We start from the raw sequence: 20,120 nt of genomic DNA, 5'->3' as shown, positions 1-20,120 counted from the left end.
ATAGCCTCCTTATAAATTTTTGAATGCATCGATTTGTTGTCGTGTGAAAGATTCTATATTTTCACCAGATGCATATTTTTTGTACCAATCAACAGTCCAAGCGATAGCATCATCTGTTGATAACTTAGGAGTCCAGCCGAGTTTGTTTACTGCTTTTGTACTATCGAGTGTTAAAACAGGTGATTCATAAGGAGTATTTGTAGAGGAGGAAATGATTGTTAGTGGGTTATTCCATAATTTTATTACAGATTTAATGACATCATGAACGGTTCTGTTAGGTTCATTCATTGGGCCGAAATTCCACGCTTCTGCATATTTAGCATCATTCCAAAGTTTCTCAGCTAAAAGGATATAGCCATGTAGAGGATCTAAAACATGTTGCCACGGACGGACGGCATATTTGTTTCGAATACACAAAGTATGATTGTGCAAATATGCCCGAATGATATCAGGGAATAATCGGTCTTCTGCCCAATCACCACCGCCGATGACGTTACCAGCTCTGACTGAGGCGAGTTTCTGGGTATTAGTGCGGAAGAATGATTTTTGATAGGATGTTGCCGCTATTTCAGCGCAAGCTTTACTAGCGCTATAAGGATCGAAACCTCCTAGTCGGTCATTTTCCACGAACGCTCGGTCGCCACTACCGTCATTCTCATAACATTTATCGCTTGTCACATTAATAATGGCACGTACGCTTTCGACGGACTTTGCTGCTTCTAGCACGTGGACAGTACCTAAAACATTCGTTTTGAATGTATCGATAGGATTTTTGTATGAAGCGGTTACGATTGGCTGAGCTGCTAAATGAAATATTATGTCAGGTTTATGCTGCTTCATGGCATGAAATAAAGAATGGTAATCTGTAATATCGCCTTTCATTGTCGTGCACTCTTTTGCTACGTTACCTTGCTCAAAAATGTTAGGAATGGATGGGGGATGAGAAGAAAAGCCTACTACTTCTGCACCTAAAGAACTTAAGAAAAGGGTGAGCCAGGAGCCTTTAAATCCAGTATGTCCTGTAATAAATACTTTTTTCTTATTCCAAAAAGATGATGAAGCCATATTACCAAACCTTCCACGGAGCGTTATTACTTTCCCATAGCTCGACTAATTTATTTTTATCGCGCAATGTATCCATCGGATGCCAAAAACCAGAATGTTGATATGCGGCCAATTCATTTTTGTTTACTAACTGAACTAAAGTGTCTGTTTCAAAAACAGACTTATCTCCACTAATGTAATTGAAAACTTCAGGATTTAAAACGAAAAATCCACCGTTAACCCATCCGCCATCACCTAATGGTTTTTCTTGAAAAGATGTTACAGACTGTTTATCTAATATGAGAGAACCAAATCTACCAGGAGGTTGTACGGCAGTAACAGTAGCCATTTTTCCATGTTTTTTATGGAATGTAATAAGTTCTTTTATATTTACATTACTTAATCCATCACCATAAGTGAGGCAGAAAGGTTCGTCTCCGACATAATTTTGAATCTTTTTCACTCGGCCACCCGTTTCGGTATTTACACCAGTATCGATTAGTGTAACTTTCCATGGTTCTACACGATGAGAATGGCTAGTAATTGTATTATCGTTTAACTGTATTGTGAAATCAGACATGTGTAAGTTGTAATTTAGAAAGAACTCTTTAATTGCATATCCTTTATAGCCTAAGCAAATAATAAACTCAGTAATCCCGTAATGACTATACAAACTCATAATGTGCCATAGAATGGGCTTTGTTCCAATTTCAATCATAGGTTTCGGTTTTAAATGTGTTTCTTCCCCAATTCTTGTACCGTACCCACCAGCAAGAATAACAGCTTTCATTTTTTCCTCCTAAAATAAAAATTTATTATTTATACAGTATTCATGTTTTATGCAAATGAGATTGTTTTTGATTAAGTGAATGAAAATGTTTGAGGTGATGACGATGCAGAAAATATTACGGTTTGAATTTTGGAAATAATTCTTGATATTCAGGGTTATGACGGAGGTCTTGTGTTAGGTTACTAAGCTCTAAAAAACGTATGTCCAGTACTTCAGGAGATTGACCGTAATGTGTTTGAAGTCCCATTTGAACACCCCTTTTTGAAAGGGTAGGTGTAATTTGTAATTTTCTTGCCTTTGATTGTTCATTCCAAGGGCTAAAATAAAATTTTAAAATAAATGAAGGATAGTCATAAATTATATATCCGTGCCGCGAATGATGTCTACCAGGTAAATATGCACCGTCTAGATGATTGTGAATAAATCTCCAAGCACATCCGAGATTTGGGTTATAAGGGAAGACACCGTGGTATCGCTGTTCTACTAAGGGGATAGAATATCTAGGCTTTGAATAATTATAATTATGATTATCTATCATTAAAATCATTCTAATCGCATACATGTTTTGGCCTAGTGTATGAAGGGATGAAAAAAATTCTTCAGTATTATTACAACAAAAGAATTCAGTAGTATTTAAAACGATTTTCCAACCTGAAACTTCTCTTTCAATTTCCATCACTTCAATATCAGTATTAGTTGGATCAAACTCAAGAAATCTTGAATTTCGTACTTCCCAGTGGGGTGCTAATAGTTTACAAATCTCTACGGAACGATCTGTAGACCCTCTATTAATTAAAATGCCGTGATCGAATATTTTCGTGTGATGCATAAGCCACCATGGAAGTAGGTATTCTTCATTATAAAAATGAGAAATGATTGTCTTTTTCATATTAATTCCCTCCTATACAAGCAATCATTATTAGTAGGATATGCTTTTAAATAAGAAAGGTTAAAAGTGGCAGACAATGTAGTGATTAGGTAGTAGTTTAGTAATTTTATTGTATAAGTGTAGATTACTCGTATTGAATCATCATAGGAGGAGATTGGAATTTTGTATAAATTGTGAATAATAAACCGTCACGTTTGACTGTACAGTTTATGTGTTGTATGATGTAAGTAATATAAACAAGGGGGGAAGATCGTTGGGAAGGTGTATCGAATCGGACAGTTGGCTCTCATGGCTCACGTGTCGAAACGAACGATTGATTATTATACGAATCTAGGTATCTTAAAAGCGGAGCGATCTCAATCTAATTATCGCTATTACGACGAAACAGCATTTGAGACATTACAATTTATTGAGAAGTGCAAAGAAATGCATATGCCGCTTTGTGAGATTAAAGAGAAAATCGAGGAGAAGAAGAAGCTGCTCGGTATCAATGAACACGTTTCGAAACAAGTGAATGAAGTGACAGACCATATTCATCAATTAGAAGTGGAGCTTACTGAGTTAAAGCCGCTTTTAGATGGATTGACTGATTCACAACGTGAAAAAATATCGAAATCTTTATCTGGTCAAACGACAGCTTTAATACAGACACTTGCTCTATTATTATAGAATAAGTGAAATCCGACCTCTTTAATTTTTGTATCGGGCTATGTTTTCTAACAAACAAATAAGAAAACATTATAGTATACAGGAGGTGGACACCTTAGTTTTTTAACTAAGGGGATTCATTGGAAATATTTAATTTAGTCATGGTTGCGATTTTAATCGCATTTACTGGATTTTTCGTAGCAGCAGAGTTTGCGATTGTAAAGATACGTTCAAGCCGTATCGATCAGCTTGTTGCGGAAGGAAAACGCGGTGCTTTAGCAGCGAAAAAGGTAACAACAAATTTAGATGAATATTTATCTGCTTGTCAATTAGGTATTACAGTTACAGCTATGGGATTAGGTTGGTTAGGTGAACCGACAATTGAAAAGTTATTACACCCGTTATTTGAGAAATGGAACTTAAATCCTTCTATTTCATCAGTACTAACATTTGGTCTTGCTTTTATGATTATGACGTATTTACACGTTGTAGTAGGGGAATTAGCTCCAAAAACGATGGCAATTCAAAAGGCTGAAAGGGTAACGTTATTATTGGCAGGTCCATTAATGATGTTCTATAAAGTAATGTATCCATTTATTTGGGTATTGAACGGTTCAGCTCGTGTGATAACTGGTTTATTCGGTTTAAAGCCAGCTTCAGAACATGAAGTAGCTCATACAGAAGAAGAATTACGTCTTATCCTTTCAGATAGCTATGAAAGTGGCGAAATTAATCAAGCTGAATACAAGTATGTAAATAACATTTTTGAATTTGATAATCGCATTGCAAAAGAGATTATGGTACCGCGAACAGAAATCGTTGGTTTCTACCTGGAAGATTCAGTAGAAGAACACATGAAAGTAATCCAAAATGAGCGATACACACGTTATCCGATTTTTGGAGAAGATAAAGATGATATTATCGGTATGGTCAACGTAAAAGATTTCTTTATTCGATATATGACCGAGGATCAAAAAGATTTATCATCTATTCGCTCGTATATGCGTCCGATTATTGAAGTGATGGAAACGACTCCAATTCACGATTTATTACTTCAAATGCAGAAGAAGCGAATTCCGATGGCTGTTTTATATGATGAGTACGGAGGAACAGCTGGAATTGTAACGCTTGAAGATATCTTGGAGGAAATCGTCGGCGAAATTCGTGACGAATATGATGAAGATGAAGCACCACCAATTCAACATGTGAACGAGCAACATATTATTGTTGATGGAAAAGTGCTTATCTCAGAAGTGAAAGATTTATTTGGATTACACATCGAAGAAGATGATGTGGATACAATTGGTGGATGGATTATGATGCAAAATCATGAAATCGAAGAAGGACAACACGTTGAGGCGGAAGGTTATGAATTTAAAGTGTTAGAAAAAGACGCTTACCAAATTAAACGTGTTGAAATTCGTAAGATGGAACAAGAACAAGAAGAAGAGAAAGCAGCAACTGTGTAAGTTGCTGCTTTTCTTCTAAAGTACAAAAAATGAGAACTTAGGAGCGGATATTTTGATTCAAGAAGCCTTACGTGTATATCGATTACAATTGTATGTGATCTTTAGTGGTTTACTACTTATGTGGACGATTACTCCGTTTGGAAAACAAGTGACAGGGTTCGGTATTGGATTAGCAGTAAGCGCCTATTGTCTTTGGTTATTAGCTCGCAGAGTGGAGAAACTCGGAAAAAGTATCGTAATGAAGGAAAAGGCTCCTGGATTAGGAGTTTTAAACCGATTTGCAGCTGCTATTTTAGGAGCTATCATCATGTATGAAATTGAGCATGAAATGGAAATGTGGGCATTCGGTACAGGTATTTTAGGTGGTCACTTTTTAATGATTGCAAATTTAGCGTATGCAAATATGCAGTTAGTGAAAGAAGAAGAGAAGCAAAGAGAACATGCTTCGAAAAATATAGAGCTATGATGAAAGGGACCTAATCAGGTTCCTTTTTTAGTTTAGCGATATGATACAAGTAATCAAATTAACGACAAATATAATACGCTTCTTTTTTGTGTTTTTCAATAGTATGAAAAATAATAAAAAAATTTTAAAAAACCCATCGATTTCTAAAGGTTATGTATGTTATTATGACAAAAGACTTTTTGAAAGAGGTGGATACCAATGTTACAAGCGCTACTTATTTTTGTGCTTCAAATTATTTACGTTCCAATATTAACAATCCGTACGATTTTGCTTGTAAAGAATCAAACAAGATCCGCTGCTGGTGTTGGATTGTTAGAAGGAGCTATTTACATTGTCAGTTTAGGTATTGTGTTTCAAGATTTATCAAATTGGATGAACATCGTTGCCTATGTCATTGGCTTTAGTGCGGGACTGTTATTAGGCGGTTATATAGAGAATAAATTAGCAATTGGTTATATTACGTATCAAGTTAGTTTACTAGACCGTTGTAATGAATTAGTAGATGAATTACGTCACTCTGGATTTGGCGTTACAGTATTTGAGGGCGAAGGTATTAATTCTATACGTTATCGCTTAGATATCGTCGCAAAGCGTTCTAGGGAGAAAGAGCTTTTAGAAATCATTAATGAAATTGCACCGAAAGCGTTTATGTCTTCGTATGAAATTCGCTCGTTTAAGGGTGGATATTTAACGAAGGCGATGAAGAAAAGAGCGTTAATGAAAAAGAAAGATGAACATGCATCGTAAAAAAGAGGAGTAGTGCTGCATTAAAAGCGCAGTATAAGTCCAAATGTAAAAGGGAGGAATCTATTTTGATGTAGATTCCTCTCTTTTTTTATGAAAAATATTCATCTATTAATTCAAAAAGCTAAATCGTATAATTATTTTTTTTACTCATTCTCAAATTAATGATTAGCCATATAATTTGAAAAAATACTGGTATGATAAACGTGATTAATAAAACGATAAGTGATATTGATTTAATTTCGGGTGTTTGAGTAACACCGGCCCCATCAACATCTCGTAGCCAAATAATAGCTGCCCATATTCCAAAAACGATAATCCAAAATAGGTTACCAATCCACCAAGAAATCCATCGTTTTTTCATGTTAGCACCCCTTACATTTATCTACTGTTAAAAGTATATTTTCGTTCGTTACATTTATAATGAAACAACTTTAAAATTAGTTTTTAACTGTATATCTAACTTGTTTGAAGGTTACTATTTCTCCATCATCATTATCATCTTTCGTTTGCAAAAGTTGAACTTTTGGTTTGTAGTCTGTCCGATGAGCGTGTTCGATATCTTTAATGTTAAGCTTGTAGGATTCACCATTCTTTAGCTTTTGTTCTAACACTTTTTTATTAGCAACATAAATAAAAGTTACTTTATTTTCATCAATTCCCTCGGTCTTAATTTCTAACTCATTATCTTTTGCTGTGATCGTTGGTGTTAATAATTCCATACTGCCTTTCCCGCTTTCTAAAGAATTCTCTGCTATAGTTGAACATCCTGATAGTATGATTCCGGTGAATAGAAGAACAAGTAATTTCCTTTTCATAACATCCCCTCCGATTCTATGTGATTTTTGATTTTGGCATTGTTAGACTGCTAGTGTGGAGCGTAAATGTTTAGCTAGTACTCTTTTTATTGTACCATAATATGTAAATTAAAAAAGGCTGTATATCCAATGTAAGAGAGACTGAAAAATTTACTTATTGTTGTAAATTCGTGTGTTTTAGCTTCTATTTCAATCGAAATGTAGACGAGAAAAAGAAATTATAATTTTTACATTTTACTATAATGATAGGGAATAGATGAATTCATTTACTTCGGAGGTAGTTATTTGAACATTAATGAGAAGGCAATTGAAATGTTTGAACAAAATAAATATGAGGAAGCAATGGAACTGTTTCAACAAGCAGTACATGAATCTAGAGACGTACAATCTCTCAATAATCTTGCCTGGATGTATTTTTATGAGGAAGAGAATGATGATAAAGCTCTTGAATTAATAAGAGAAGTTGTTAAGTTGAATCCATCTTCATACTTTCCTTATAACATCTTAGGGGACATTTACATGAAACAAGAAAAATGGACAGAAGCGAAAGAAGCATTACAAAAGTCTATTTCGATTCAACCATCAGATGAAGCATATCATAATGTAGCTGTAGCGCATTATAACCTTGGAGAGCTGGAAAAAGCTTCAGAATTTTTCTTGCGAGTTGCAGGGGATTCGGACTATATCATGTATAGCTATGTAAAATGTTTAATTGATTTAGAACGAACGACAGAAGCAAAAGAGAAGTTAGATACTTTTAACAGGGAGTCTGATAATTTTTTAGGGGAAATTCATGTAGCAGATTTATATGTTGAGTTGAATTGCTATAAAGAAGCAATTGAATGGTTCGAAAAGGGATACAAAAAATGCTGGAAAAGTCCTAATTGGATTAGTAGATTTGTTTATGCTCTATATAAAGTGAATCATTTCTCGCGTATAAATGAAGTGATACGGGAATCTATCGAAGCGAAAACAGCAGAAATAAAAGATGTCGAGAATGAAGAAGTAGAAGACAACTGGACAGAGAAAGATAAGAAAGAGTTAATTGAGGAATATACAGAAGCGAATAATGATTATAAAACAATGATAGAGCGTATTAAATCAGGATATGTTCCAGGGTTAGAATTTGAAACGGATTTTATAGGTGGGTGCTATTTGTTTGGTTGTAAAAGGCATAATCATCTTGAATATGAAGAATAAAAAAATCGACTGTCACATATGATGGTCGATTTTTTTTATTATAGGACGCTTGTATTACATAGGTATATATCTATCCTCTTTAGAGGCCACTTTTTTTATATTCAAAATATGTAGTGAAATAAAACCAGTAAGCCCTATTCCGCCAAAAATAAGCCATGGTGTATACATTCCGCTTAAGTTGGATGTAAAAGATGTACCGGTATAATTACCAATGATAAAACCAAATGCGAGTGATAGTTGATAAAATCCGAAGAAAGTGGCTGTATATGATTCATTACTGTAATTTGCAATAGCGATATCAGCGTTAGGTAATACGAGTGTTTCACCGATTGTAAATAAAATTACACAAATAAAGAGCCAATATGGGTGTTGAAATAAAGGAATGAGTAAAAAGGAAATACTCATTAATAAAACACCGTATTTAATAATCGAAAGTGTGTTGTATTTGTGGAATAATTTTCGGAATAATACCATAAATATGACGCCTGTTATCGCATTTATCGTAATAACGAGTGTAGCAAGTTGATTGCTATTACTAATGTTTTTCATATGAAGTGGAAGTGCGACAGTAAGCTGAGTAAACATAATATAGAAGAAAATCATGATAAAGGAAAACAGAAGGAAAGACTTGTTTTGTAAGATGGCCTGTATTCCTAATGTAATAGACGTGTTTTCAGTAGTGACTTGGAAGTGATTTTTAAGTAAGTAAAAGATAAAAGCAAATAACAGCATAAGAGATCCTGTTAGAGAGAAAGCGTAGAGTGGATCGAGTAAGAGTAAGAACCCTCCTGCAATTGGTCCGATTATTGCACCGCAATTAAAGCTAAGGTTTAAATATGTAAATAAATTTTTTCTCAAATGAGCTGGCTGTGAGCCAAATATAGCCCGAGCGGCAGGTTCGTAAAATGCAGTTCCGAAGCCAATAAGTGCAGAAGAAATAGAAATTGTATAGAAATCAGAGCATATTCCTAAAGCGATAAATCCGATTCCTCTCAAAAATAAACCAGCTATCATCATAATGATATAGCCTATTTTGTCAGCAATTAACCCTGAGAATAATGGGATAACTCGTGATGTAATTGTCATAACCGTCAACACTGTTCCTACTTGGACAGCAGAAAAATGAAGAAAGGTTAATAGATAAATAGCTAAAAATGCGTATACTGCAAAATATCCAAAAGACATAAAAAATGAAGAAATACGCATGAAACGTATCGGTGTTGAGAAACTTTTCATAGAAATCCCCCTAATTATGTAACCAGTAAAATTATTTGATGGTTAACTATTTTATACTATAATTATACATAAAGTCAGAAAAAAGTAAATTTTAAGAAGAAGGTGGATCGAATTGAATCAAAACGCTCCAAATGAACTAGAATATATTCGGGAATTTTTAAATACATGGAGAATACCAAACGATACGAGAGAGCCAATTGATTTGCTGCAAACAAAAGAAGATATAAAGCTCTTTATGAAAGAATATTTTGATGAAGAGTTTCCATTTCATACGATAGAGGAATTAAGAGGTTTTCGAGAAGATATTCGGATGACAATTGAAGGCGAAGGATCATTGCAAAAATGGTTAGAGAAATACCCATTTCATGTACATATAAAGGATGATATGAAAGGTATTACATATGAACCAGTATATGAAGAGAATGTGTATACAAAAATGTTAAGCATTGTGTTAATGTCAATTCAAGAAAATGTGTGGGGAAGGTTAAAAGCATGTCCAGATTGTCGCTGGGTATTTTATGATTATTCGCGAAATGGAAGTAAAAGATGGTGCGGTATGTATGCTGGAGAAGAAGGAGGAAGAGCATGCGGTACGATTGCAAAAGTGAAAAACTACCGGGCGAAGAGAAAAGGGCGATCTGGTTATGATATGTAATTAATATTAGAGAAAGAAAAATGGATGGGGGGAATGAATAATATGAAAGGCACACAAATGCTAGCTACAAATAAAAAGTGTTGGGATACAGTTGCACCTTATTTCTTTCAAGTGGATTGTTTACCGAAATACGGACCGTATACGGCATCTGAAGATGAGATCCATTTGTTCGATTCAATTAAAGATAAAAAGGTACTTGATATTGGGTGTGGAAGTGGACATTCGTTGCAGTATATGGCGGAACAAGGGGCAAAGGAATTGTGGGGACTTGATCTTTCAAGTGCACAAATTGCAATAGCGAATAAGACGTTAAAGGATTGGAATCCAAAGTTAGTATGCGGAGCAATGGAAGAAGAAGGAGATATTCCGAAAGGGTATTTTGATATTGTATATTCCATTTATGCATTAGGTTGGACTTCAGATTTAAGAAAAACGTTGGAACTGATTTATTCATATGTAAAGCCAGGGGGAAGTTTTATTTTTAGTTGGGAGCACCCAGTATATTCAAACTTACAGTATGGTACGGAAAAAGTTGCTATAAAGTCTTCTTATCATGAGAAAACGCCCATTACGTTTGAAACATTTAAAGGAGAAAATGTACAAGCGACATTATATAAGAGAAAAATAAGTACATACATAAATGAGTTAAATAGATCGGGATTTAAAATTGAGAGAATAGAAGAGCCTGAACCATCGAGCTCGCTTGATGGAGAACTAGCTGAGCCGTCTACGAAATATTATTCTTTATATAAAGCTAGGATGGTGCCAACTACTTTTATTATTAAGGCGAGGAAGTAAATTGTTTTATAAAAAGAAGCCTATCATTTCAAATAGATGAAATGATAGGCTTCTTTATTTTAAAAAAATGAGGTCAAAGGTGTACTTTTCTTATAAAAATGCATTTCATATAAAAGGTGTAATTATTTTGGGGAAGGGGGATTGTTGTGCGTCATCATAGAAAGTGCAAAAAATTTGGAGTGGCACTGCCTCTTCCGCTTATAGGAGCAACGGGTCCGACAGGTAATAGTGGTCCAATCGGTCCAACTGGAGGGCATGAAGGTCCTGTTGGTCCTACAGGGGTGACTGGATCGACGGGAGCAACTGGGCCCCAAGGTCCTCAAGGTATCAGGGGGATACAAGGTCCCCGAGGGACAACAGGAGCTCAAGGGATACAAGGTCCCGTTGGTGATACTGGAGAGCAAGGAATTACTGGTCCGGTCGGCTTACAAGGTCCTCAAGGATTAATTGGAGAGCAAGGTTCTGTTGGCGATATTGGATTACAAGGTATGCAAGGAATACAAGGAATTACAGGCCCTGCTGGTAGTCAAGGTATACAAGGCACACAAGGAATACAAGGGGAAATAGGTGAGCGAGGACAAACGGGAGCACAAGGAATGCAGGGAGAGAGAGGCATAACTGGAGTCTCGGGTGTAACTGGTCCACAAGGTCCTCAAGGTGTTCAAGGAATACAAGGAGAGCAAGGGGCTACTGGTATACAAGGAGAAGACGGCTTCCAAGGGATACAAGGAATTACTGGGGAGGAAGGCCCGCAAGGAGCACAAGGAATACAAGGTGAAGTGGGTCCAACTGGTTCTACTGGAATGCAAGGTGCCCAAGGTATAAGTGGAATAAAGGGGATAACAGGTGCAATAGGTTTACAAGGACCACAAGGTGTGCAAGGAATACAAGGTATAACGGGAGCAACAGGTTTTCAAGGGATAAAAGGAATAAGAGGTATAACGGGAGCGACGGGTAGCGTTGGTATTCAAGGCTCAGAAGGACCACCGGGCGGTCCGACGGGAACAACAGGTCCAATTGGTCCATCTAGTGGGGTGACTGGACCAGCTGGCCCACCCGGTCCACCAGGAGGTCCAACAGGTCCGACGGGTGCGACTGGTTCAACAGGTGTAAGCGGAGGGAGAGGACCAATTGGAGCGCAAGGAGTGCAAGGTATAACAGGTCCAACAGGTCCTCAAGGTGTAAGAGGAGCACAAGGTTCCCAAGGTGTAGTTGGAGCAGTTGGAGTACAAGGGGCACAAGGTCCTCAAGGTAACCAAGGTATAACCGGTCCAACGGGTGCAGAAGGTTCTCAAGGAATACAAGGTCCGCTGGGAGTAATGGGTCCAACAGGTGCAGAAGGTCCTAAAGGTATTCAAGGTATTCAAGGTATTCAAGGTGTAATAGGTCCAACAGGTGCACAAGGAATGGTGGGAATACAAGGCGTAGCTGGTCCAGCTGGTGTTACAGGAGCGGAAGGAGCTCAAGGTGTACAAGGAATCCGAGGAGCAACCGGTCCTGCTGGATCACAAGGTATACAAGGAGTTCAAGGGATACAAGGAGAAACAGGAGCAGCTGGAATACAAGGTCCTCAAGGTGTTCAAGGGATACAAGGGACTACCGGATTGACAGGCACACAAGGTGCACAAGGTCCTCAAGGAGTGCAAGGAATAATAGGACCGACTGGAGCTATTGGCTTGCAAGGTCCTCAAGGATTACAAGGAATAACGGGTCCAACAGGAGCGCAAGGAGTGCAAGGAATACAAGGAGTGCAAGGAATTATCGGTCCAACAGGTGCACAAGGAATTAGAGGTCCCCAAGGAAATACAGGGGAAGTCGGTATAACAGGCTCACAAGGAGTCCAAGGAGCGCAAGGTAGTCAAGGCCCACAAGGCCCACAAGGAAATGTTGGAATTACAGGAGCAACGGGCGAAACTGGAGCCACAGGAGCAACTGGGGCAACTGGACTACAAGGTGTGCAAGGTGTTCAAGGGATTACGGGAATACAAGGAATAACGGGAACGACAGGCAATACAGGAGCAACGGGTCCGCAAGGAATACAAGGTATACAAGGAGTTCAAGGGTTGCAAGGCCCAATTGGAGCAAGTGGGGTGACAGGTGCTAGTGGTAGTATAGGCCCAGTTGGAGCACAAGGTAGTCAGGGCCCAAATGGCGTGGTGGGACCGACAGGAGCAACTGGTAGTGCAGGGTCAATAGGTTTCTTGGGAATAGCGGGAGCGACAGGAGCGACTGGCTTACCTAGCGGGGGCGGTTATTTCTTTTCTACTTCAACGAGTACAATTGCAGCGAATGCGTTAATACCAATTAATTCTGGATCTACAGTTTTTGGTTCTGATGTCAGTTTAACAAATGCAACAACTGTAACGTTAAGTACGCCGGGAATTTATTTAGTAAGTTATTATTTTCAAGGCGATCCAACTGCCGGAAATGAAACAATTTCAGTGAGGCTTACTTTAAATGGAACACAAGTCGCAGGGAGTTTTATTTTTTATGTTACAGGAGGTACTTTTATATTAGAACCAGCAGTTTCGAATACGATGGTCATTGAAGTTACTTCTTCAAATGCAACTTTGTCTTTACAAAATGGTCCGTTAGCTATCGGGCATGTAACGACATTATCTGGTGTGATAACAGCTAGTTTAAATGTATTAAAAATAGTTTGATACGTTAGTTATAACGGGGGAGATGCTTGTGAAGAATCAAGATAAGTGTAGCAAGTTTCAAGCACCTATTCCTTTTCCACCGCCAGGTATTACGGGGCCCACTGGTCCAACCGGTCCAACTGGTGCTTTAGGTGGACCAACTGGACCGCAAGGAATACAAGGCGTACAAGGTCCAATCGGTCCAACCGGCCCACAAGGAATACAAGGAGTGCAAGGGGTGCAAGGAGAAAATGGTCCAACCGGCCCAACGGGTTTAACTGGACCACAAGGTTCTCAAGGTAATCAAGGACCTGTGGGAGAACGAGGGCCACAGGGAATACAAGGTGTTCAAGGAATTCAAGGTGAAAGAGGTCCGACTGGTCCAGCTGGTATTCAAGGGATACAAGGAATTCCTGGCCCAATAGGTCCAACAGGCCCGCAAGGGATTCAGGGAATACAAGGGATACAAGGTCCAACCGGTCCACAGGGAATTCAAGGTCTGCAAGGAATTCAAGGTCCGATTGGTCCAACAGGCCCGACTGGACCTCAAGGCATACAAGGTATAACTGGCTCGACGGGTCCAACCGGTGCAACTGGAGCAACAGGTCCGACGGGAGTAACGGGCCCTCAAGGTCCTCAAGGAATTCAAGGTCCACAAGGAGTAACAGGCCCAACAGGAGCGACCGGCTCTACGGGAGTAACAGGTCCACAAGGAATCCAAGGAATCCAAGGTTCGCAAGGGATAACGGGTCCGACGGGAGCAACCGGAGTGACTGGAATAACAGGCCCACAAGGAATCCAAGGAATTCAAGGCCCACAAGGTGTGACGGGAGCAACCGGCGCAACAGGAGCGACAGGAGCGACTGGTGCAACAGGACCGACAGGAATCCAAGGAATAACAGGAGCAACAGGGGGAACGGGAGTAACAGGCCCAACAGGTGCCACGGGTCCAACAGGTTTAACTGGAGCAACAGGATCATCTGCTATATCGACAGGTGGCGGATATTTCTTTTCTACATCAACAAGTACAATTGCAGCAAATACTAACATTCCAATTAATTCTGGATCCACTGTATATGGAACGGGTGTATCTTTAACTAGTGCTACGACAGTCACAGTAGCGACGCCAGGAATATATTTAGTAAGCTACTATTTCCAAGGGGATGCAAATGGTGGAAATGAGACAGTATCTGTTAGATTACTATTAAATGGAACGCAACTAACAGGGAGTTTTATACAAAACGTAACGACATCAACTGTAGTAATCGAACCAGCCATTTCAAATACACTTCTTGTGAATGTGACGAGTGCCAATTCAACATTAATATTACAAAATGGCCCGTTAGGTGTAGGGCATGTGACTACTATAGCAGGTGCGATTACAGCAAGTTTAAATGTAGTGAGAATTTTATAAAGAATATAAAAAACACAAGGAATGTCTTTGTAAGACACACCTTGTGTTTTTTAATATTAAATAAACATTTTCTTTATCTTTTCGGTTGAAAAATATGCTGAAAGAAGTATTTGTGATGTAAGTTATCTACAACTTTATTTGCTTGATATGTGCGTTGTTTTTCAATTCGTAGTCTTTGCTCCATCATTTTTATTGCGTGATCAGATAAACGTAACATAATACATTCTCCTTTTCTATAAATATAGGTGACTATTTGATATCGATCCCATATTTATAATTAAGGAGGCAAAATGTGTAACATAGGCAAAAAGCACCTTCCTCTCCCATTACGCTTACGAGGTTAGCTGTCGGACTCGGGAAGTGAGAGTTTCCCTACTTAAAAAAGATTCGCCCCAAGTAGCATAGCTACAAAAATGGTTCCCCCGCTCCAAAATTTGGACTCAGCAAAAGGTTTTATAAAGTAAAAGATAACATAAATAAATTGACGAGTCAAACTATTTATTGTTTTCTGATTTTTTAAGTGAGGTTAAAACCACTCCATCGGGTAATATGATATCCTTTACTTCAATAAAGCCATGTTTTTTATATAAAGACAGAGCAGGGGTGTTTTCTTTCCCTGTTTGTACAATATATGTTTTGGAAGGGGAAAACATGTCAAATACATACAGTAGTAGTTTTGTTGCAATCCCTTTATGAAAATGATTAGGGGATACTACTAAACGATGAATATCCACTTCCTCTTCGTCTACTTTAAAAGAAATAAACCCAGCAAGTGTATCTTCATAAAAATAGCCGTAGAAAATTTCATCACAGGATTGAATATCAGCTACAGTATCATAAAGGCGAGGGATAGCTGTACTATTTATATATTTTGCCTCAATTTCATAAGCTGGTATTTGAATGCTTAAAATAGAAGTAGCGTTTTTGTGAGAAGTTGTTATTAATTTTTGAATCATAGAGAAAGAACCTCCTTGTTGGCTGTATTTTCATAGATTTGACAAGATTTTTCTTTATTGGATATAATAATTATAATAGTTACATAACAATTTAGTATGAAAAAGAAATACACCATAATAGAAATGGAGGACTAAAAATGGGATGGATTATCACATTAATAGTTGGTGCTATTATAGGTGCAATTGCTAGTTCTATAACGGGTAAAAATTTCCCAGGTGGTATGTTCGGAAATATTATCGCAGGTTTATTAGGTGCTTCGTTAGGTGGTAGATTATTTGGATCCTTTGGGCCATCATTTGGTGGGATTCATGTCGTGCCAGCATTATTAGGTGCAATCGTGTTAATTCTTATTGTATCATTTGTAGTGAAAGCTGCAAGGAAATAGAGATATAGATTATGATGAAGAGCCCTGAATAAGGGCTTTTCATCATTCGAAGAGGTGGTTTCATTGGAGAAAATAAATATAAGAAAAAGAGATAAGTTAAGAAAGTTTTTTAGAGAACAAAATTATTTGGCGGTATTACTTGGATTTGCGTTATTGTTCATTAATATTTTATTGCTAACAAAAATATCATTTGTTTTTACACCGTTTATCGTATTTTTAAAAACAATTTTCTTCCCAGTACTATTAGCGGGCGTGCTATTCTATATTTTACATCCATTCGTTTCGCTTTTAGAAAAGAAAGGTGTTTCAAGAATCGTATCGATAGCCTCAATATACTTAATAGTAATTGGATTATTTGTGTTTTTAGTTTTAACGGTTATTCCTATTATCAAAGATCAAATTGACGCATTGATAGATAATCTACCATATTTTGGTCATGAAATCGAAAGGGCAGCACGTAGATTTGGGGAAAGTAACTTACTCGGTAAAATTCAGGAGAATTTAAATATTGATGTTGCGAATATTGTAAAAGACTACACAGTTGATTTTACAAAGTCATTATCATCAGTAACTGGTAATGTAACTGGATTTTTGAGTACTATTACAGAGGTTGTTTTAACATTTGTAATGGTTCCATTTATATTGTTCTATCTTTTAAAAGATGGTGAGCAATTACCGAATCACTTTTTAAAGTTCATTTCAGAGCAAAGACAACCAGCAGCAATGAGAATACTAGATGATATGCATTATGCGATTAGTTCGTACATTAGGGGGCAAATTATAGTTAGCTTGTTTATCGGTATTATGCTATTAATTGGTTACCTTATTATCGGTATTAAATATGCAGTACTACTCGCTATTTTAGCGATGATTGTAAATATCGTTCCGTACGTAGGACCAATTATCGCCATTACACCAGCGTTAATTATTGCGTTTATTGATTCGCCAGGGATGGTTTTAAAGGTAATTATTGTAATGATGGTTGTACAATTAGCAGAAGGTAAATTTATTTCTCCGCAAGTTATGGGTAAGAAGTTAGATATCCACCCAATTACAATCATATTTATTATTTTAACTGCCGGAAACTTATTCGGGATTATGGGCATTATTTTAGCCATTCCAGGATATGCGATATTAAAAGTGTTAGTTACACACGGTTATAGATTTGTTAAGTTGAATACATGAAAAAAAGAGCTAAAACAGTGGGAACTGTTTTAGCTCTTTTTTATTAACAATTCATTTGCATATTGGCGCGCCCATTGATCCGCTTCCAATATAGCATCAAGTGAAGGATCTTTTACATTATGATGAGCTTCAACTGTTTTGTAAATTGTTTTTTCAATATCGAAAAAGGCAATTTCATTTTTTAAGTATAGTGCATTCGCAATTTCATTTGCTGCATTTAATACAGCGGGAGTAGTACCACCGATTTTGCCACATTCATATGCGTATTGTAGACAAGGGAACTTCTCTAAATCTGGTTTTTCAAAATGTAAACTACCGATTTCTAATAAATTTAATTTTTCATAGGAAGAAGGTAGCCGAGCAGGATAGTGAAACGCATATTGAATCGGCATTCTCATATCAGGAGCACCGAGCTGTGCCATAACTGATCCATCAATAAATTCTACTAAAGAATGAATGATACTTTCTTTATGAATCATTACATCAATTTTTTCATACGGAATATCAAATAGCCATCTCGCTTCCATTACTTCAAAGCCTTTATTCATTAATGTGGCAGAATCAATCGTTAGTTTTGCACCCATTAACCAGTTTGGATGTTTTAAAGCGTCCTTAGCTTGTAATGTTTGCATTTCTTCACGTGTTTTATCACGAAAAGCACCACCGGAAGCTGTTACAATTAACTTCTCAATCTCTTTATTATTTTCTCCGTTTAAACATTGGAAAATAGCTGAATGCTCACTATCTACTGGAATTAAGCGACATCCGTTTTGTTTCGCTAGTTCAGTTACGATATGTCCAGCTGCAACCAAAGTTTCTTTATTAGCAATAGCGATATCTTTCTTCGCTTTTAATGCTTCAATTGTTGGGAGTAATCCTGAAACACCTACAACAGAGCTTAATACAAGATTTGAATCAGGGTGAGTAGCTACTGCAATTAAGCCATCAGTCCCGTGTGTAATTTTTGTATTTGCTGAAATACGCGTACGAAGCTTGTCTGCTAAGTCTTTTGTCGCAACGCTTACAATACGAGGTTGAAACGTTTTGATTTGTTGCTCAAGAAGATCGATATTATAATTTGCGGTTAAACCAACGATTTTAAAATGTTCAGGATGAGCTGAAACGACATCTAATGAAGATGTGCCGATGGATCCTGTTGAACCTAAAATTGATATATATTTCACCATGAAAAAACCTCCAAAGTTGTTTCGAATATTTCTACAAACCTATATAACATTAGACAATTGAAGTGGAAATTCCTGCTATATAAAATAGAAAATTAGGGTTTGTTTGGAAGTGAAATGTGATAAACTGTAAAAAATAACGAAAAAGCAATGAAAGAGAAGAGTACATATTCGAAACTTTTTAGAGAGCTGATGTGTGGTGGAAATCAGTAAGGGATGAATATGGAATGGGCTCTGGAGCTTCTAACTGAAATGAGTAGGTAAAGACGGTTACTTCACGTTAAGAAGTTGAAGTGAGCTATAATGATAGCTAATTAAGGTGGTACCGCGGGAGTCTCTCGTCCTTTTTTAAGGATGAGAGGCTCTTTTTATTTTGAGAAAGGAGGAGTTAGTGTGAGTGAGAAAATAATGTTAACAGGAATTAAGCCGACAGGTTATCCGCATTTAGGAAATTATATTGGTGCGATTAAACCTGCATTACAAATGTCAAAGAATAATGAAGGAAAAGCATTGTACTTTATAGCTGATTATCATGCATTAAATGCTGTTCATGATCCAGAGAAGTTCAGCAGTTATACGAAAGAGGTAGCAGCTACTTGGTTATCGCTTGGACTTGGAGAAGATGTTATTTTTTATCGGCAAACAGAAGTGCCGGAGATTCTAGAATTAGCTTGGATTTTAGCTTGCCTAACTCCGAAAGGTCTTATGAACCGTGCTCATGCGTATAAAGCGAAGGTGGAGCAAAATAAAGAAGCGGGTTTAGAGGTAGATGCAGGAGTGAATATGGGATTATATACGTATCCGATTTTAATGGCGGCGGATATATTACTATTTCAAGCTACTCATGTACCAGTTGGGAAAGATCAAATTCAGCATATTGAAATTGCACGTGATATTGCGACGTATTTTAATCATACATTCGGCACGACATTTACACTTCCGGAGTATGTAGTGCAAGAAGAAGGAGCAATATTACCAGGACTTGATGGAAGAAAGATGAGTAAAAGTTACGGGAATGTGATCCCATTATTTGAAGAGAAAGAAAAACTACGAAAGTTAATATTTAAAATCAAAACAGATTCTTCACTTCCAAATGAACCGAAAGAACTAGAAACGTTATTTACGATTTATAAAGAATTTGCGACGGAAGATGAAATACAGTCGATGAGTGAAAAGTATGAGGCTGGAATCGGATGGGGCGATGTGAAAAAAGAGTTATTTCGCGTTGTAGATCGTGAGTTAGCTGGACCTCGTGAGAAATATACTATGTATATGAATGAGCCGAATTTATTATACGAAGCTTTAGAAAAAGGTGCTGAGCGAGCAAGAAAAATCGCGAAGGTAAATTTAGCGGAAATTAAAAAACGGATTGGATTTGAGAGGGGGCGCTGAGCGTTCCCTCGTTTTTCGATATAAATTATTCTTTATATCGATACGTAGAGCAAGGAGTTCGCACTTCTTTTCCGAACTTATTAGTTGCATATATGAAAAAGTATGCTAATATAGGGTTGCTTATTAAACGTGTTTAATAAGTTTAATTAAAGGCACTTATTAAAGGTATTTAATAAGTGCATCCCATATAATAAAAAAGGAGAG

The 20,120-nt window shown here is 37.3% G+C and carries 20 protein-coding genes, 1 pseudogene, 1 riboswitch and 1 other annotated feature; of the genes and pseudogenes, 12 read left to right on the top strand and 9 right to left on the bottom strand.

Features of this window, described 5'->3' with window-relative positions; all coding sequences use genetic code 11:
* Positions 1 to 9 precede the first annotated feature (9 nt).
* The 3 genes from rfbG to MHH27_RS17120 all read right to left on the bottom strand — a co-directional run bounded on the left by rfbG (position 10) and on the right by MHH27_RS17120 (position 2,723).
* The gene (gene rfbG, locus MHH27_RS17130; RefSeq protein WP_000168655.1) at positions 10 to 1,065 is read right to left on the bottom strand and encodes a CDP-glucose 4,6-dehydratase; all 1,056 of its coding nucleotides are present in this window, start codon (positions 1,063 to 1,065) and stop codon (positions 10 to 12) included.
* A 1-nt stretch (position 1,066) separates the two neighbouring features.
* Positions 1,067 to 1,834: a glucose-1-phosphate cytidylyltransferase gene (gene rfbF, locus MHH27_RS17125; RefSeq protein ID WP_000648807.1), complete on the bottom strand. Its 768-nt coding sequence runs from the start codon at positions 1,832 to 1,834 to the stop codon at positions 1,067 to 1,069.
* 115 nt (positions 1,835 to 1,949) lie between these two features.
* Positions 1,950 to 2,723: a glycosyltransferase family 2 protein gene (locus tag MHH27_RS17120; RefSeq protein ID WP_000750973.1), complete on the bottom strand. Its 774-nt coding sequence runs from the start codon at positions 2,721 to 2,723 to the stop codon at positions 1,950 to 1,952.
* A 261-nt stretch (positions 2,724 to 2,984) separates the two neighbouring features.
* Between MHH27_RS17120 and MHH27_RS17115 the strand changes: the two genes are divergently transcribed.
* The 4 genes from MHH27_RS17115 (at position 2,985) to MHH27_RS17100 (ending at position 6,053) form a co-directional block, all read left to right on the top strand.
* A complete protein-coding gene (locus MHH27_RS17115; protein ID WP_000285635.1) occupies positions 2,985 to 3,392 on the top strand; it encodes a MerR family transcriptional regulator in 408 nt (135 codons plus the stop codon).
* A gap of 119 nt (positions 3,393 to 3,511) precedes the next feature.
* The gene (locus MHH27_RS17110) at positions 3,512 to 4,840 is read left to right on the top strand and encodes a hemolysin family protein (protein WP_000402258.1); all 1,329 of its coding nucleotides are present in this window, start codon (positions 3,512 to 3,514) and stop codon (positions 4,838 to 4,840) included.
* Between the two features lie 52 nt (positions 4,841 to 4,892).
* Entirely contained in the window at positions 4,893 to 5,306 is a 414-nt protein-coding gene (locus MHH27_RS17105) for an ATP synthase subunit I (RefSeq protein ID WP_000613876.1), read from the top strand.
* Positions 5,307 to 5,504: 198 nt separating this feature from the next.
* A complete protein-coding gene (locus MHH27_RS17100) occupies positions 5,505 to 6,053 on the top strand; it encodes a DUF2179 domain-containing protein (RefSeq protein ID WP_000938438.1) in 549 nt (182 codons plus the stop codon).
* Positions 6,054 to 6,174: 121 nt separating this feature from the next.
* Here the strand turns inward: MHH27_RS17100 and MHH27_RS17095 are convergent, their stop codons facing one another.
* Positions 6,175 to 6,414, bottom strand: a complete 240-nt coding sequence (locus MHH27_RS17095; protein ID WP_340943473.1) for a DUF3923 family protein — start codon at positions 6,412 to 6,414, stop codon at positions 6,175 to 6,177.
* A 76-nt stretch (positions 6,415 to 6,490) separates the two neighbouring features.
* Positions 6,491 to 6,868, bottom strand: a complete 378-nt coding sequence (locus MHH27_RS17090) for a hypothetical protein (RefSeq protein ID WP_000823781.1) — start codon at positions 6,866 to 6,868, stop codon at positions 6,491 to 6,493.
* Positions 6,869 to 7,153: 285 nt separating this feature from the next.
* On the opposite strand from MHH27_RS17090, the gene MHH27_RS17085 reads away from it, so the two are divergent.
* Positions 7,154 to 8,068 carry a tetratricopeptide repeat protein gene (locus MHH27_RS17085; RefSeq protein WP_016122885.1) on the top strand — a complete coding sequence of 305 codons (915 nt, stop codon included), beginning with the start codon at positions 7,154 to 7,156 and terminating at the stop codon, positions 8,066 to 8,068.
* 54 nt (positions 8,069 to 8,122) lie between these two features.
* Here MHH27_RS17085 and MHH27_RS17080 read toward each other — a convergent pair whose 3' ends face one another.
* On the bottom strand, positions 8,123 to 9,304 hold the full coding sequence (locus MHH27_RS17080) for an MDR family MFS transporter (protein ID WP_340943469.1): 1,182 nt from the start codon (positions 9,302 to 9,304) through the stop codon (positions 8,123 to 8,125).
* Positions 9,305 to 9,416: 112 nt separating this feature from the next.
* On the opposite strand from MHH27_RS17080, the gene MHH27_RS17075 reads away from it, so the two are divergent.
* The 4 genes and pseudogenes from MHH27_RS17075 to MHH27_RS17060 form a co-directional block, all read left to right on the top strand.
* Positions 9,417 to 9,959: a CGNR zinc finger domain-containing protein gene (locus MHH27_RS17075; RefSeq protein ID WP_001072944.1), complete on the top strand. Its 543-nt coding sequence runs from the start codon at positions 9,417 to 9,419 to the stop codon at positions 9,957 to 9,959.
* Between the two features lie 42 nt (positions 9,960 to 10,001).
* Positions 10,002 to 10,757 (top strand): class I SAM-dependent methyltransferase, encoded by a 756-nt coding sequence (locus MHH27_RS17070; protein WP_340943467.1) that lies wholly within the window; start codon positions 10,002 to 10,004, stop codon positions 10,755 to 10,757.
* A 146-nt stretch (positions 10,758 to 10,903) separates the two neighbouring features.
* On the top strand, positions 10,904 to 13,420 hold the full coding sequence (locus tag MHH27_RS17065) for a collagen-like protein (protein WP_340943464.1): 2,517 nt from the start codon (positions 10,904 to 10,906) through the stop codon (positions 13,418 to 13,420).
* Between the two features lie 79 nt (positions 13,421 to 13,499).
* A pseudogene (locus MHH27_RS17060) lies at positions 13,500 to 14,813 on the top strand (collagen-like protein); the annotation flags it as partial.
* A gap of 73 nt (positions 14,814 to 14,886) precedes the next feature.
* Here MHH27_RS17060 and MHH27_RS17055 read toward each other — a convergent pair.
* Positions 14,887 to 15,030, bottom strand: a complete 144-nt coding sequence (locus MHH27_RS17055) for a hypothetical protein (protein ID WP_000945243.1) — start codon at positions 15,028 to 15,030, stop codon at positions 14,887 to 14,889.
* 96 nt (positions 15,031 to 15,126) lie between these two features.
* Positions 15,127 to 15,269, bottom strand: a riboswitch (cyclic di-AMP (ydaO/yuaA leader).
* Positions 15,270 to 15,307: 38 nt separating this feature from the next.
* On the bottom strand, positions 15,308 to 15,769 hold the full coding sequence (locus MHH27_RS17050) for a GNAT family N-acetyltransferase (RefSeq protein ID WP_072939134.1): 462 nt from the start codon (positions 15,767 to 15,769) through the stop codon (positions 15,308 to 15,310).
* A 137-nt stretch (positions 15,770 to 15,906) separates the two neighbouring features.
* Here MHH27_RS17050 and MHH27_RS17045 point away from each other — a divergent pair, with 137 nt between their 5' ends.
* Positions 15,907 to 16,155: a GlsB/YeaQ/YmgE family stress response membrane protein gene (locus MHH27_RS17045; protein ID WP_000539733.1), complete on the top strand. Its 249-nt coding sequence runs from the start codon at positions 15,907 to 15,909 to the stop codon at positions 16,153 to 16,155.
* A 63-nt stretch (positions 16,156 to 16,218) separates the two neighbouring features.
* On the top strand, positions 16,219 to 17,340 hold the full coding sequence (locus MHH27_RS17040; RefSeq protein WP_000411478.1) for an AI-2E family transporter: 1,122 nt from the start codon (positions 16,219 to 16,221) through the stop codon (positions 17,338 to 17,340).
* Between the two features lie 29 nt (positions 17,341 to 17,369).
* On the opposite strand, the gene MHH27_RS17035 is transcribed toward MHH27_RS17040, so the two are convergent.
* On the bottom strand, positions 17,370 to 18,527 hold the full coding sequence (locus tag MHH27_RS17035; protein ID WP_098562547.1) for a 1-deoxy-D-xylulose-5-phosphate reductoisomerase: 1,158 nt from the start codon (positions 18,525 to 18,527) through the stop codon (positions 17,370 to 17,372).
* A 138-nt stretch (positions 18,528 to 18,665) separates the two neighbouring features.
* Positions 18,666 to 18,873 (top strand) — a binding site (T-box leader).
* 44 nt (positions 18,874 to 18,917) lie between these two features.
* Between MHH27_RS17035 and MHH27_RS17030 the strand changes: the two genes are divergently transcribed.
* Positions 18,918 to 19,916 (top strand): tryptophan--tRNA ligase, encoded by a 999-nt coding sequence (locus MHH27_RS17030; protein WP_098236396.1) that lies wholly within the window; start codon positions 18,918 to 18,920, stop codon positions 19,914 to 19,916.
* Positions 19,917 to 20,120: the final 204 nt, after the last annotated feature.

It is taken from the genome of Bacillus sp. FSL L8-0152 (assembly GCF_038006365.1).
Classification (GTDB): domain Bacteria; phylum Bacillota; class Bacilli; order Bacillales; family Bacillaceae_G; genus Bacillus_A; species Bacillus_A cereus.
This window is presented reverse-complemented; position numbering and strand designations above follow the sequence as displayed.